At 66.5% G+C, this 13,775-nt stretch carries 12 protein-coding genes; 1 reads left to right on the forward strand and 11 read right to left on the reverse strand.

What is annotated here, in order from left to right; genetic code table 11:
- Window positions 1-68 precede the first annotated feature (68 nt).
- From G0A00_RS18200 to G0A00_RS18250, 11 genes are all read right to left on the reverse strand, one after another.
- Complete coding sequence (locus G0A00_RS18200) at window positions 69-878, reverse strand: metallophosphoesterase (RefSeq protein WP_164183326.1); 810 nt, start codon at window positions 876-878, stop codon at window positions 69-71.
- A gap of 77 nt (window positions 879-955) precedes the next feature.
- The gene (locus tag G0A00_RS18205; RefSeq protein WP_066111803.1) at window positions 956-1,288 is read right to left on the reverse strand and encodes a RidA family protein; all 333 of its coding nucleotides are present in this window, start codon (window positions 1,286-1,288) and stop codon (window positions 956-958) included.
- A gap of 14 nt (window positions 1,289-1,302) precedes the next feature.
- Entirely contained in the window at window positions 1,303-2,796 is a 1,494-nt protein-coding gene (locus tag G0A00_RS18210) for an amidase (RefSeq protein WP_164183324.1), read from the reverse strand.
- A complete protein-coding gene (locus G0A00_RS18215; protein ID WP_164183322.1) occupies window positions 2,793-4,112 on the reverse strand; it encodes a D-serine ammonia-lyase in 1,320 nt (439 codons plus the stop codon). Before G0A00_RS18215 ends, G0A00_RS18210 begins: the two co-directional genes overlap by 4 nt.
- On the reverse strand, window positions 4,109-4,921 hold the full coding sequence (locus tag G0A00_RS18220) for a sulfite exporter TauE/SafE family protein (protein WP_164183320.1): 813 nt from the start codon (window positions 4,919-4,921) through the stop codon (window positions 4,109-4,111). Before G0A00_RS18220 ends, G0A00_RS18215 begins: the two co-directional genes overlap by 4 nt.
- Before the next feature lie 2 nt (window positions 4,922-4,923).
- Entirely contained in the window at window positions 4,924-6,312 is a 1,389-nt protein-coding gene (locus G0A00_RS18225) for a M20 family metallopeptidase (protein WP_164183318.1), read from the reverse strand.
- Between the two features lie 24 nt (window positions 6,313-6,336).
- Complete coding sequence (locus G0A00_RS18230) at window positions 6,337-7,908, reverse strand: gamma-glutamyltransferase (protein WP_164183316.1); 1,572 nt, start codon at window positions 7,906-7,908, stop codon at window positions 6,337-6,339.
- Complete coding sequence (locus G0A00_RS18235; RefSeq protein WP_164183314.1) at window positions 7,905-9,569, reverse strand: ABC transporter ATP-binding protein; 1,665 nt, start codon at window positions 9,567-9,569, stop codon at window positions 7,905-7,907. The genes G0A00_RS18230 and G0A00_RS18235 overlap by 4 nt, the downstream gene beginning before the upstream one ends.
- Window positions 9,569-10,492 (reverse strand): ABC transporter permease, encoded by a 924-nt coding sequence (locus G0A00_RS18240; protein ID WP_203595433.1) that lies wholly within the window; start codon window positions 10,490-10,492, stop codon window positions 9,569-9,571. The genes G0A00_RS18235 and G0A00_RS18240 overlap by 1 nt, the downstream gene beginning before the upstream one ends.
- 16 nt (window positions 10,493-10,508) lie before the next feature.
- Window positions 10,509-11,426 (reverse strand): ABC transporter permease, encoded by a 918-nt coding sequence (locus G0A00_RS18245; RefSeq protein ID WP_164183312.1) that lies wholly within the window; start codon window positions 11,424-11,426, stop codon window positions 10,509-10,511.
- Between the two features lie 60 nt (window positions 11,427-11,486).
- Window positions 11,487-12,995, reverse strand: a complete 1,509-nt coding sequence (locus tag G0A00_RS18250; protein ID WP_164183310.1) for an ABC transporter substrate-binding protein — start codon at window positions 12,993-12,995, stop codon at window positions 11,487-11,489.
- Window positions 12,996-13,093: 98 nt separating this feature from the next.
- Here G0A00_RS18250 and G0A00_RS18255 point away from each other — a divergent pair, with 98 nt between their 5' ends.
- On the forward strand, window positions 13,094-13,765 hold the full coding sequence (locus tag G0A00_RS18255; RefSeq protein ID WP_164183308.1) for a GntR family transcriptional regulator: 672 nt from the start codon (window positions 13,094-13,096) through the stop codon (window positions 13,763-13,765).
- Window positions 13,766-13,775: the final 10 nt, after the last annotated feature.

The raw sequence follows: 13,775 nt of genomic DNA on the forward strand, positions 1-13,775 counted from the left end.
AGTCCCTGAAGCGAATAGCCCCCGGCCAGATGGCCGGGGGCTTTTTCATGCGCTGACCGTTGCGCCGCTCAGAGGTCCTTCAGCAGGTCATAAGTGGCGGAGCCCCGCCGCAGCGTGTCGACCCCGGCGCGCAGCAGGCTGCGCTGGGTCGGGCTGAGTTCGACGCTCGGCTGCCAGACCTCGGCCCGGCCCAGCCCCTTCACCCGCACACCATTGGGCAGCACGCTCTCGTACGACAGGTGGTGGTGGCCGTGCACGATCAGCCCCGCGCCCATGTCGCCGGCCAGCCGGTCGATGAAGGAGAACCCGTGGCGGTTGCAGCTTGGCGCTTCGTGGCTGACCAGCACATCGGCGCGCTGCAGCCCGAGCTTGGCCACGTCCGAGGGGAAGATCGTGCTGCGGTGGCGGCGCGGCAGGCCGCCTCTGTGCAGGGCGGAGGGGTGGCTGGCGGCGATCATATCCTCGGGCGAATGCACCTGCGCCGGGCCTCTGCCATCCCAGACCCGGCCCCGCACCACGCCGCCCAGCCCGGCGATCGCGGTGCCCATGCCGGTGGCCTGCACAACCTTGCCGTCGAGCAGGTTGCCCGGCATCTCGTCATGCAGCAGATCGCAGATCTCGTCGGTTTCCGTGTCGTGATTGCCCGAGATCGTCCACCATTTGATGCCGCGCGCGCGCACGTCCTGCAGCGCGCGGCGGGCGGTCTCGACCTGCGCCGGATCCTTCGCGGCATCGGCCAGATCGCCAAGGATGATCACCTCTTTGGTCTCGGGTCCAAGCGCCTTCAGCAGCGGATCCCAGCGGCCATGCGGATCGCCATAGAACAGCACCCCCTCGAGCAGGAGAGCCCATTCGGACTGGTTGAGATCATCTTGCATGGCAGGTCCTTCCGGCGGCAGTGATCCAGCTAGACCACGCAGCCGCCGGGAATGCAAACCTGCCCCAAAGGCGCGGATCAGCCCTCGGCGATCACCGTGATCTCGACCTTGGCGTCGATCATCAGCGCGCAGCCGATGGTGGTGCGCACCGGGTAGGGCTCGGGGAACATCTCGGCATAGACTTTGTTGAAGGCCGGGAAATCCGCCGGATCGGTCAGGTAGCAGGTCGCCGACATGACATGCGACAGGTCGAGCCCTTCCTTGGCGAGCGTCGCCTTGATGTTCTCGAGGCACTGGCGCGTCTGCGCCTCGATGCCGTCGGGGATTTTGCCGTCCGGCCCGAAGCCGAGCTCGCCGGAAAGATAGAGGGTGCTGCCAGAGCGGCGGGTCTTGGAGAGGGGGATGCTCATGAGTTGTCCTTGGATCAGTCGAAGGTGAGAAAGCCGGGCGCGTCCGACAGCTTCGGCGCCTTGGCCAGTGCCGCGATGTCGGGTCCGCGCGGGGCGAGATCGGAGAGGCCAGCGATCACTGCCTCAAGCTCTGCCGCCACCGCCAGCACGCCCAGATCGTCGTGCCGCTTGCCGATGATCTGCAGCCCGAAGGGCATGCCATTGGCATCCGTCCCGCAGGGGATGGTGATCGAGGGGTGGCCCGCGATGGTCGACGCATAGGCCATGGCGAGCCAATGGTAATAGCTCTTGGTCGGCACGCCGTCGATCTCGGTGGGATAGAGCTCGTGCCAGTCGCGCGGCGAGATGCAGACCGCCGGAGACAGCAGATAGTCGGTGGTCTCGAAGAAGCCTTGCCAGTCGCGGTAAAAGCGCGCCTGCCCAAAGATCGCCTGCGCCACATCCTCGGCGGAATAGCTGCGGCCCTCGGCAACGTTGTCGCGGACGTTGGGGCCGACCAGTTCGGGCTGCTCGTCCACCAGTTTCGCATGCACCCCAAGGAATTGCACCGCGCGCAGCACCGAGAAGATGCGGTCGGCGTCGCTGCAGTCGGGGGTGGCGTCCTCGACCTGCCCGAAGAAGGGCGCCAGCTGCGGCATGATCTTGCGGAAGTGGTCGCGGATGAGGCTCTCGGTCGGGGCAAATCCGAAATCCTCGGTCACCGCGATCTTCAGTGACGACAGATCGCGGCGCGGCAGATTGGCGAAATCACCGGCGGACCAGAGCGTCTTGCCGTCCATCACCGTGGTGAAAGGATCATTGCGGTCGGGACGCGCGAGCACCGAGAGCATCAGCGCGCAATCGGCCACGTTGCGCGCCATGGGGCCGGAGGTGGGCAGCGGGATCAGCCCTGCCGCGCGGGTGTTGCCGGGCACCACGCCGGGGCTGGGGCGATAGCCGACGATGCCGCAAAATGCCGCCGGGTTGCGCAGGCTGCCGCCGGTGTCCGAGCCGGTGGCGAGCGGGGCATAGCCGCAGGCCAGCGCCACCGCCGAGCCGCCCGAGGATCCGGCGCAGCTGCGGGTGATGTCATGGGGGTTGGCCGTCACCCCGTAGACGCGGTTGCGGGTGTTGGCCCCGGCGCTCCATTCGGGGTTGTTGGTCTTGCCCATGGGAAAGCCGCCCGCTGCGCGCATGGCGGCGACGATGGCGTCATCCTTGGTGGCGATATTGTCCTTGAACGCCTCCGAGCCAAAGGTGGTGGGCAGGCCGGTGACGTCGATCATGTCCTTCACGCCGAAGGGCAGACCGTGCAGCGCCCCCAGTTCCTTGCCTGCGGTCACATCCGCTTCGGCCTGTTTCGCGGCCTTGCGCAGCCCGTCGAAATCGCGGGCGATCAGCGCGTTGACGGCGGGGTCCACCGCTTCGACGCGGGCGATGCAGGCCTCGGCCAGTTCCACCGGCGACAGCTGCTTGCGGGCGATCAGGCTGCGCGCCTCAATGGCCCCGAGGTCGGCGGGATTGGTCATGACGAAACTCCTTTCAGATCGAAGCGCGGGCCGAGCGCGCGGCCCTTCGCGACAAAACCTTGGTACTGCTCCTCGGGCACGAATGCGCCGCCGGTGGTCCAGATCACATGCACGGCGCGCGCCGGATCGACGGTGGGCATATGCATGGCCCGGAAAGCGCGGCCCTCATGGGTGTTCATCAGCATCTGCGGCCCGCCAAAGCCCGAGGCGGCCGAGGGCTCCAGCCGCAGCCCCTTGGTCTCGGCCAGCGCGAGCCAGCGGAAGAGATCGTCGTCACCGACGGTGAAGACCCCCGCCAGCCGCCGCTGCATCCGCTCGGCCACCAGTTGCGACATGGTGGCGACGGCCATGCCGTCGGCCTCGGTGCGGTTCGACAGGCCAAGCTCGTAGACCGAGGTTTCGCGGCCCAGCCCCTCGCGCATCTGCACGAGCGCCGAAGGGGCCTGCACCGGCTCGACGAAGAACGGGTGCACGTCGGAGCCAAAGACACCGCGCGCGCCATGAGCAATGCCGCCCGGTGCGCCGCCGATGCCGCAGGGCAGATAGAGGATCAGCGGACGGTCGGCGCCGATGGAAATGCCCTGCTCGGCCAGTTGCTCTTTCAGTTCGGCGGCGGCGGCGCTGTAGCCCTTGAACAGCAGCAGCGAGTCCTCGTCGTCGACGAAATGGGTCAGCGGATCGCGTGCGGCGATCTCGCGCGCGGCGGCGACGGCCTGCGAATAATCGGTCTCATGCTGCACCACCTCGACGCCGAGGCTCTGCAGCCGCGCCACCTTCCATGGCTTGGCGTCATGCGACATATGCACCGTCGCCTTATAGCCAAGCGCCCGCGCCGCGATGCCGACGCTGAGCCCGAGGTTGCCGGTGGAGCCGACGGCGATGCGGCGCTCGCCAAAGAAGGCGCGGGCATCGTCGCCCGCGAGTTTCTCGATGTCCTCGCCATCATAGAGCAGCTCTGCGCCGCGCGCCTGACTGACGGCGATGCTGAGCACTTCGAAGACGCCGCCGCGCGCCTTGACCGACCCGGCGACGGGCAGCGCGTGGTCTCCCTTGACCAGCAGCGTGCCGTATTCGGGAGCATCGTAACCAAGCGCGGGGCGCAGATCGGCGATATCGGTGAGGGTCGAGCGGATCACGCCCGAGGGCGCCAGTTCCGGCCAAAGCTCGGCCATCAGCGGCGCGAAACGAGCCCATGCGGCCTTGGCCCCCATGACGTCGGCCATCGCCTGCGGGTCGGTCTGCGGGGCATAGCCGGGATTGGTCCAAAGCACCGGCTCGGCTGCACGCAGCCGCTGCAGGAGGGTCTCGTCGCTCATCCCATCAGCGCCTTGCGCAGCATGTTCCCGGCCAGCACCAGCACGGTCAGCGCAAACACCAGCCGCAGGCGGGCGGGGCTGAGGCTATGTGCCAGCTTCACGCCGGTCGGCACGGTCAGCAGCGAGGTCACCATGATCAGCAGCACCGCAGGCAGGTTGACGTAGCCCACCGTGCCCGGCGGCTTGCCGGTGATTTCCCAGCCGGTCAGCAGAAAGGCGATGAAGCCGGGGATCGAAATCAGCAGGCCGAAGCCGGGCGAGGTGCCCACGGCGCGATGCGGCGGCACGTTGTAGGCGGTCAGCAGCGGCACGGTGAAACTGCCGCCGCCGATGCCCATCAGGGCCGAGAAAAAGCCGATGATGCCGCCGTAGATGGCGCTGAGCCCGCGCCCCGGCAGCGTGTCCGACAGCCGCCAGCTTTTCTTGCCGAGCAGCATGTAGAGCCCGAGGCAGACGCCGACGATGCCGAACACCAGCTGCAACTGGTGGCTGCGCAGCACGGTGGCGGCCAGCACGCCCAGCACCGAGCCGATGGCGATGAACGGCCCCCACGTCTTGATCAGCTCGACGCTCACCGCGCCGCGCTTGTGGTGCGAGGTGACCGAGCGCAGCGATGTGACGATGATCGTGCCGGTGGAGGTGGCGACGCAGATCTGCATGAGCTGGTTCGGCTCATAGCCGAGCCCGGTGAAGACGTAATAGAAGGCGGGTACGAGGATGATCCCGCCGCCCACGCCAAGCAGCCCCGAGATGATCCCGGCCACCGCGCCCGCGGCGGCGATGACCGCGAAGAGAATAAGATATTCCATGCTCAGTCCTTCGGCGCGCCGTGCTCGGCGAGGTCACAAAACAGCCCGGTCATGCCGATCAACGCCTGTTTCGAGAGCGGCTTCAGCACATGCTCGTTCGGAGCGTGCTGGCTGCAACCGGCATAGGAGTGGGGCACCCAGATGGTCGGCAGGTCGAGCACTTCTGCAAAACAGTCGTTGGGCAGCGAGCCGCCGAGGTTGGGCAGGATATGCGGGCTCTGGCCGGTGCTCTTCTGCAGCGAGGCCGCGGCGAAGCGCACCCAAGGGTGATCGGGGTCGAGCCGGGTCGCGGGGAAGGATCCGCGGTCGGCAGAGGTGATCTGAACCTGCTGGAAACCGTGCGTGTCGAGATGGCGGCGCAGCGCGGGCAGAATGTCATCCACATCGGTGCCGACGACGAAGCGCAGCTGGCAGGTGGCGCGCGCCCAGCCCGCGATGGCATTCACCGGCGCCTCGGGCACGCCCGAGATCATCGCCAGCACCGCAAAGCTGTTCCAGCCAAAGACGCGCTCGGACATGGTCAGGCTCTCTTCGCCCCAGTCCGGGTCGAGCGCGATGCCCGATTTCACCTCAGGCAGCGCCGCCAGCACCTCGCGGATGCGCGGGGTCAGGCTGTCGGGGCGCCATTCGGGCACGTTGATCTGGCCGCGCCGGTCGGTGATGCAGGCCAGTGCATGGGCGAGGATGATCGCAGGGTCGGCCAACAGACCGCCGAAGTTGCCCGAGTGGTTGGCCCCCTCGCGCAGCTCGACCTTGAGATCGAACAGCGCCCCGCCGCGCGAGCCGGTGAAGATCGTCGGCGCGTCGGGCGACAGGCGCGGCCCGTCCGAGGCGATCAGCACATCGGCGGCCAGAAGCTCTTTGTGTTCTTCGCAGAAGGTCTTGAGGCCGGGCGAGCCGTTCTCTTCGCCCATTTCGATCAGCACCTTGGCGTTGAACCCCAGCTTGCCCTGCGTCTCGATCAGCGCCGCCATGGCGCGCAGGTTGATCAGGTGCTGGACCTTGTTGTCCGCCGAGCCGCGACCATAGAGCCGGTCGCCCTCTTCGGTGAGCGTGAAGGGCTCCAGCCCCTCTCGCCACTGGCCCTCTTGCGCGCGGATCACATCGCCATGGCCATAGGTCAGCACCGTGGGCAGACTCTCATCCTCGATACGCTGGCCGACGAGCAGCGGGCCGGTGCCCTCTTGCGGGTTGTCGAAGATCTGGCAGCTGAAGCCCATCGCCTCCAGCATCGGCGCCATCGCCTCGGTGAGATAGGCCATCAGATGCGGCGCACCGCGCGGGTCCTGACTTTCGGTGGGGCGGGCGACCAGATCGGCAAGTTCGCTCTGGAAGCTGCCGCTGTCGAAATACTCGGTGATGGCCGCAAGGGCGGTGTCGCGGGGGGACATGGGGTCTCTTTCTTGCTTCGTCGGTCAGTCGGCAGCGATCCCGTCGCCCCAGGGCGAGAAGGTCTCGGTGGTGCCGGAATTGGTGGTGCCTTCGCGCAGAACCCCGGCGGGGCAGGCAAAGGCGAAGGGGAAGGGCAGGCGCTGGACCATGGCCAGCGGGTGCGCGGCGGCGAGCGCCTCGGTGACGGGACCTTCGAGGCGTTCGTCGGCCACCACCTGCGCCCCGCCCGAGACGTCGATGCGCGGCGCTTCGATGGCCTCCTGCATGGACATGCCCTGCTCGATGATATGGCCCGAGATCTGCCCGACGGCGGGCATGATCTTGCGCCCGCCGCTGGCCCCGAGGGCAAAGCGCTTGCCGGGGGCCTCGCCGATCACCGGGCAGACGTTCATCAGGCAGCGTTTGCCGGGGGCGAGGCTGTTCGGCCCGCCCGGTGCGGGATCGAACCACATGATACCGTTGTTGAGCAGCATGCCGGTGGAGGGCGAGACCACGCGCGAGCCGAAGATCGACAAGAGCGTCTGGGTCATCGCGACCATATTGCCGTGACGGTCGACGATCGAGAAATGCGTGGTGCAACCGGGGGCCTTGGCCGATTCATGGTCGCCCATCCCCTCGAGCCGCGCGGCATAGGCGGCCTTGAGCGCCTCCGCGCGGGCCAGATGCGCCTTGGGCGCGGCGGCCTCGGCGGCGTCATAGCCCTTGGTCCAGCCGGTGACGGCGTGGCTCAGCGTCGGTCCGGCGGTGAGCCCGGGCAGGGCAAAGAGCCGCCCGTCGCGATAGGGGATTTCCAGCGGGTCGGACCATTGCGGTGCATAGGCCGCGAGATCGTCCATGGTCAGAAAGCCGCCCTTGGCGGTCACATCGCCCGACAGCATCGCGGCGATATCGCCCTTGTAGAAGTCCTCTGCGCCCGCCTGCGCCAGATGCTCCAGCGTGGCGGCGTGGCGCGACTGGTCGAGGCGAATGTCCGAAAGCGCCGTCCAGCCAGAGCCCTTGGGCCATTGCCCGTCTTCGAGGAACATGGCGGCGGCGTCCGGGTCCTGCGCAAGATCGCGCGCCGAGGAGGCGATGACCAGCGCCGCGTACCAATCCACGTGCAGGCCTTTCTTGGCGAAACCGATGGCCGGCGAGAGCAGGTCTTTCCACGGCATCCGGCCATAGCGCCCATGCGCGGCGGCGATGCCCGCGACGGTGCCGGGCACCGCGACCGACGAGCCGCCGATGACGTTGCGGTCCTCGACCACCGCGTCCCACGGAAAAAGGTCCGAGGCCTTGCCCGCGCCCGACAGCGGATAATGCGCCGGATCGAGCGCGGCGGAACTGCGCATGCCGTAGTTCAGCGCATGGGCGCGGCCCTCGTCCTCGCGCCAGATCATCATCGCGCCGCCGCCCATCGGGCCGGACATCCATGGCTCGAGCACACCGATGGCGAAGCTCACCGCCACGGCGGCATCAAGCGCATCGCCGCCCGCCTTCAGAACCTCGGTCCCGGCCTTGGCCGCAAGCGCGTGTTGGGCCGCGACGACGCCGCCCGAAGTGGCGGTGACGCCGGGCTTGCGGGTGGTCTGCGATGGAGAGAACGAGCCGCTCATGCCAGACCTCCCATACCCATGACGCCGGTGGCGGGGGGCAGTTTCGACACGTCCGGCACGTCCCAATCCTGTCCGGGCTGCGCCGCGAGCAGCTTTTGCGTATAGGCATGGCTGGGGTTGCCAAAGACCTGATCGACCGAGCCGCGCTCGACGATCTCGCCCTGCTGCATGACGATGAGATTGTCGCAGACCTGCGCCGCGACGCGCAGGTCGTGGGTGATGAAGAGCACGGTCAGCCCCATCTTGTCGCGGATTTCATTGAGCAACTTGAGCACTTCCTTCTGCACCGACACGTCGAGCGCCGAGACCGCCTCGTCGGCGATCAGCACCTTGGGTTCGACCATCAGCGCGCGCGCAATGCAAATGCGTTGACGCTGACCGCCGGAAAACTGGTTGGGGTAGCGGTTGAGCGCATCGGGATCGAGCCGCACGATCTTCATCAGCTCGCGGGCCTTTTCCATCGCCTCGGCGCGGTCGCGGCCAAAGTTCACCGGCCCTTCGACCAGTTGGTCGCCGATGGTGCGGCGCGGGTTGAGCGAACCATAGGGATCCTGAAACACGATTTGGATCATCTTGCGGTAGGGATGCAGCGCGCGCTTGGAATAGGCGGCAATGTCAGTGCCCTCGACCCAGACGTGGCCCGCGTCGGGATCCTCCAGCCGGATCAGGCATTTGACCAGCGTCGACTTGCCCGAGCCGCTCTCGCCGACGATGCCGAGCGTCTCGCCGCGGCGCACGGCAAAGCCGACGTCCTTGCAGGCGTGCACGATGCGGCCGGGGCGGAACATATTGCCCTTCACGTGGTAGGTCTTTTCCAGCCCTTCCACCTTCAGCATCTCGACCCGCCCTTCGAGGCTGGGCTGCGCGGCGCGCTCGCGGCGCGGCACCGCGTCGATCAACAGGCGGGTGTAGGGGTGCTGCGGGCGGTTGAGCACCTCTTCGGCGCTGCCCTGCTCGACGATGCGCCCGTGCTGCATGACCACCACCCGGTCGGCAATCTCGGCCACCACGTCGAAGTCATGGGTGACGAACATGATGCCCGCCGAATGCTTTTCACGCAGTTCCTTCAGCAGGTGCAGGATCTGCGCCTGCGTCGACAGATCGAGCGCCGTGGTCGGCTCGTCGGCGATCAGCAGCGCCGGGTCGAGCGCCAGCGCCATGGCGATCACGATGCGCTGCCGCTGCCCGCCCGAAAGCTGGTGCGGGTAGCTGGAGTAGATGCGCGCCGGATCGGGCAGTTGCACCTCGTCCAGCAGCTTGATCGTCCGGGCCTTGCGCTCGGCGGCGGGCAGGCTGGTGTGCTGCTCGAACATCTCTTCGATCTGGTTGCCGACGGTGTAGCAGGGGTTCAGCGCCGACATGGGCTCCTGAAAGATCATCGCCATGCGGCGCCCGCGCAGTTTCGAATGCTCGGACGGGGGCAGTTTCAGCAGGTCCTTGCCGTCAAAGATCACCTCGCCCGACGAGGGCACCAGCGCTTTCGGCAGCAGCCCCATGGTGGTGAAGGAGGTGATCGACTTGCCCGAGCCGGACTCGCCGACGATGCAGACGATCTCCTTGGGCATGATCTCGAGGCTCAGCCCCTCGACCGCATGGGGCCGGTCGCCGCCCTTGGGCAGATCGACGGTGAGATTGCGGATGGACAGGATGGGATCGGTCATCAGTTTCTGCCTTCGGGTGCGGTGACGTCGCGGATGCCGTCGCCGAGCATGTTGATCGACAGGACGAGGAAGAACAGCGCCACGCCGGGAATGGTGATGAGCCACGGCTCGAAGAGCAGCATTTCCTTGCCCTCCGAGATCATCAGCCCCCACGACGGGGTGGGCGGCTGCACGCCGAGGCCAAGGAACGACAGCGCCGCTTCGAGGATGATGGCATGGGCCATCTCCAGCGTGAAAATCACGATCAGGTGGTTCATCACGTTGGGCAGGATGTCCTTCCACAGCACCCGCGGCAGCGAGGCCCCCAGCACTTCGGCGGCGGCGACATACTCGAGCTTGCGCACCTGCATGGTGGCGGCGCGCAGCACCACGGCGAAGCGGTCCCAAAGCAGCAGCCCCAGCACCGAGACCACCACCATCAGCGAGCCGCCGAAGAGCGCGACCACCGCCAGCGCCACCAGCACCACCGGCATCGCAAGGCGCACATTGATCAGGAAGGTCACCGCCATGTCGACGCGGCCTCCGAAGTAGCCCGCGAGGATGCCCAGCACCGAGCCGATCAGCGCCGAGATGGTGGCGGCCAGCAGCCCGATCATCAACGAGATGCGCGCGCCATAGGCCAGCCGGGCCCAGAAGTCGCGGCCCAAGGCATCGGTGCCCAGCCAATGCGCCTCGTCACCGCCCATGAAGACGGGCGGTTTCATGCGGGCCAAGAGGTCCTGATCATAGGGGCTGTAGCTGGTGAGCAGCGGCGCGCAGAGCGCGACAAAGATGATGAGGCCCATCACCAGCGCGCCGAAGATCAGCCCGCGGTGACGCAGGGCGCGGCGCAGCATCGCCTGACGGGGCGAGAGCGGGGCTTCCTTGGGGGCGGCGTTGGAGGCGGTCATGGCGGGGCTTTCGGATGCGGTCGTGTCGGTCATGTCGAGGCGCCTTCGGTCAGCCCACGCGCAGGCGCGGGTCCATCCACGCGTTCAGCACGTCGGCGAGGAAGGTGAACAGGATGTAGAACATGGAAAAGACGAGGATCAGCGCCTGCATCACCGGCAGGTCGTTGCGGCTGATGCTCTCCCACGCCAGATAGCCCGCGCCATGCAGCGCAAAGATCGACTCCACGACGATCGAGCCGCCCAGCATGAAGCCCATCTGCACCGCAGCGAGGCTGATCACCGGGATGATGGCGTTGCGCAGCGCGTGTTTGAACAGCACCTTGCGCGGTGCGAGACCCTTGGCGCGGGCGGTGCGGATGTAATCGGCGGACAGCACCTCGATCATCCCGGCGCGGGTCAGGCGCATGATCGCGGGCGTGGCGTAATAGCCCAGCACCACCGTGGGCAGGATGAAGTGTTTCCAGCTGTCCGAGCCCGAGGCGGGCACGAGGCCGAGCTTGATCGAGAAGACCACGATCAGGATCAGGCCGAACCAGAACGACGGGATCGCCTGACCCACGACCGAGATGAAGAGCGCGGCGCGGTCGATCAGCGAGTTCGGCCTCACCGCCGCCGCAACGCCCATCGGGATGGCGAGGATCAGCGCAAACGAGATCGCCAGCAGGCCCAGCGTCATGGTCACGCCAAGCCGGTCGCCGATGATCTCGGTGGTCGGCAGATCGAAATACCAAGAGCGCCCCAGATCGCCGCCCGCAGCAGAGACCAGCCAGTCGGCGTATTGCACCAGCACCGGGCGGTCGAAACCATAGCGTTCGGTGATCGCGGCGATGTCCTCGGCGGCGGCGTTCTCACCGGCGATCGAGATGGCCGGATCGCCCGCCATGAACAGCAGGCTGAAGCTGATCGCCGAGACGGTCAGCGCGACCAGCACCGCAAGACCGAGGCGTTTGAGGATATAGAGCAGCATGGGGTGTTCCTGTGGTCGGGTCTCGCCCGGCCCCGCGCGGGGGCCGGGCAGGGCCAGCGGTTACTTCCAGCCGAAGCTGAAGAAGCGGACCAGTTCGTCATCGGTCGGGGTGAACTCCATTTCGGGGCTCATCACGTAGTTGACGTTGTAGGTCCACAGCGGCACCCAATAGGCCTCGCTGGTGATCTTGCTCAGCGCGTTGGAGTAGAGCGCCTGCCGCTCTTCCTTGTCGTTGGTGCTGTCGGCGGCCTCGATCCAGTCGATCACCTCCTGATCGCGCGCATCGTCCTGCGGCCCGCCGGTGAAGAACTCCGAGGTGATCGCCGAAGCGTCTGCCACCGAGTTCGAGCCCCACGTCAGGAAGGCCATCGGCACCTCGCCCTTGCGGTGCTTCTCGCGCAGGGCCGAGTACTGCATGTAGTTGAGGTTGGCGTTGATGCCGACCTTGCCCAGAAAGCCCATCATCGCCTCGGCGTAGGGCCGGTTGCGGTAGGCGTAGAAGTCGATGTCGAACCCGTCGGGATAGCCCGCCTCGGCCAGCAGTTCCTTGGCCTTCTCGGGATCGTACTCATAGCCCTCGACGCTCTGGTCGCAGGCGAATTGCGCGGGCGAGCAGGCGGTGTCGATCACTTCCGACGAGCCCTTGACCAGCGCATCGACGATCGCCTGACGGTCGATGGCGTGATAGACCGCCTCGCGCACCCTCTGATCGGTCATCGGCGTGTCGCCAGCGCGGCCAGCGGCATCCATGGTGATGTAGCCGACGCGCATCGCCGGGGCGTTGACCACTTGGTACTTGCCCATACCGTCGAGCTTTTCCGCCTGATCGGCGGGCATGTTCCACAGGAAGTCGAGCGTGCCGTTGAAGAACTCGGCGATCTGCGTGTTGGTGTCGGGGACGGTGCGGATGTCGACCTTGGCGACCCCGGCCTTGCCCTTCGGCCCGCCGTAGTAATCCTCGAACCGCTCGAGCACGAAGTGCTTGCCCGGCTCCAGTTCGGTCACTTTGAAGGGGCCGGTGCCGACGGGCTTCAGACCCATGCCGCTCGGGCCAACTTCGGCGTAATATTCATCGGGATACATGGCCACGGGGCCGGCTAGGAATTCCTCGGCCGCCGGGAAGGGCGCGCCCAGAATGATCCGCACGGTGTAGTCGTCGACCTTCTCGGCGTGGTCCATCCAGCCGACGTTGGCCATGTTCTTCACGCCGTTTTCGGGATCGGTCACATAGTTGACGGTGAACACCACGTCATCGGCGTTGAACGGCTCGCCGTTGTGAAAGGTCACCCCCTCACGCAGCTTCAGTTCGAGCGTGACATCGTCGATCCACGTCCACTCGGTGGCAAGGTTGCCCTTATACTCGCCGGTGTCCGGATCGCGGTACAGCAGGCCATCCCAGACCGAGTGGTTGAGCAGCAGACCCTCGCGCGCGGTGTTGAAGTAGACATCCGCGGTTTCAAGCTCCTTGTTGAAGGCCATGTTCACCGTGTCACTCGCCTTATCCGCGAAAGCGGGGGCAGAGAGACTCGCGCAAAGCGCGGTTCCGGCGAGAAGTTTCCACGTTTTCATGGTGTTGTCCTCACTGTTGGCGTTTTCGTTATTTGTATTCTTTTGATTATTCCTGTATACAATCTGGGGGGATTGCATATCGTCAAGGATTTTTCTCGATGTCCGACAACTCCAGAACCGCCACCCGGATTTGCTCAATTATCGAGCAGCGGATCGCGTCGGGTGCATATCAGGATGGCGACAAGCTGAGCGAAGTGGCGCTGGCCGAGCAACTTGAGGTGTCGCGCACGCCACTGCGCGAGGCATTTCTGACGCTCGAAGCGATTGGTCTGGTGGAGTTGATTCCGCGCCGGGGGGCCTTCGTGCGGCGGCCCTCGATGACCCGTCTGGTCGAGATGTTCGAGGTGATGGCCGGGCTCGAGGCGTGGTGCGTGCGGCTGGCGGCGCAGCGCATCACACCGGCGCAGCGGCTGTATCTGCGGCGCGCGGCGCAGGATTGTGAGGCGGCGCTGAAGGAGGGCGCGGCGGATCGCTACTACGAGGCGAACAACCGGCTGCACGGCATGATCTACGAGGCGTCGGGCAATCAGGTGCTCGCCGAAGAGGCGAAACGCATGGACCGGCGGCTGCGACCGTTCCGGCGGCGGCAGCTCGACGTCACCGGGCGGCTGGAGAAATCCATGCAGGAGCACACGAGCATTCTCGACGCGATGGAGCGCGGCGAGGCCGATCACGCCGCCGAATTGATGCGCCAGCACATCAACTCGCTGAGCAGCACCTATGATGTCTATCTCGCCTCGCTGGGCGAGGATGCGCGCGACCGGCGCTGAGCACTGCCAA

Origin of the sequence: Salipiger sp. PrR002 (assembly GCF_010500775.1) — a bacterium.
Classification (GTDB): Bacteria; Pseudomonadota; Alphaproteobacteria; order Rhodobacterales; family Rhodobacteraceae; genus Salipiger.

Excerpts from the sequence above, each read along its gene's own strand:
- G0A00_RS18200 (WP_164183326.1), bottom strand. The coding sequence starts at position 878 with ATGCAAGATGATCTCAACCAGTCCGAATGGGCTCTCCTGCTCGAGGGG.
- G0A00_RS18205 (WP_066111803.1), bottom strand. The coding sequence starts at position 1,288 with ATGAGCATCCCCCTCTCCAAGACCCGCCGCTCTGGCAGCACCCTCTAT.
- G0A00_RS18210 (WP_164183324.1), bottom strand. The coding sequence starts at position 2,796 with ATGACCAATCCCGCCGACCTCGGGGCCATTGAGGCGCGCAGCCTGATC.
- G0A00_RS18215 (WP_164183322.1), bottom strand. The coding sequence starts at position 4,112 with ATGAGCGACGAGACCCTCCTGCAGCGGCTGCGTGCAGCCGAGCCGGTG.
- G0A00_RS18220 (WP_164183320.1), bottom strand. The coding sequence starts at position 4,921 with ATGGAATATCTTATTCTCTTCGCGGTCATCGCCGCCGCGGGCGCGGTG.
- G0A00_RS18225 (WP_164183318.1), bottom strand. The coding sequence starts at position 6,312 with ATGTCCCCCCGCGACACCGCCCTTGCGGCCATCACCGAGTATTTCGAC.
- G0A00_RS18230 (WP_164183316.1), bottom strand. The coding sequence starts at position 7,908 with ATGAGCGGCTCGTTCTCTCCATCGCAGACCACCCGCAAGCCCGGCGTC.
- G0A00_RS18235 (WP_164183314.1), bottom strand. The coding sequence starts at position 9,569 with ATGACCGATCCCATCCTGTCCATCCGCAATCTCACCGTCGATCTGCCC.
- G0A00_RS18240 (WP_203595433.1), bottom strand. The coding sequence starts at position 10,492 with ATGACCGACACGACCGCATCCGAAAGCCCCGCCATGACCGCCTCCAAC.
- G0A00_RS18245 (WP_164183312.1), bottom strand. The coding sequence starts at position 11,426 with ATGCTGCTCTATATCCTCAAACGCCTCGGTCTTGCGGTGCTGGTCGCG.
- G0A00_RS18250 (WP_164183310.1), bottom strand. The coding sequence starts at position 12,995 with ATGAAAACGTGGAAACTTCTCGCCGGAACCGCGCTTTGCGCGAGTCTC.
- G0A00_RS18255 (WP_164183308.1), top strand. The coding sequence starts at position 13,094 with ATGTCCGACAACTCCAGAACCGCCACCCGGATTTGCTCAATTATCGAG.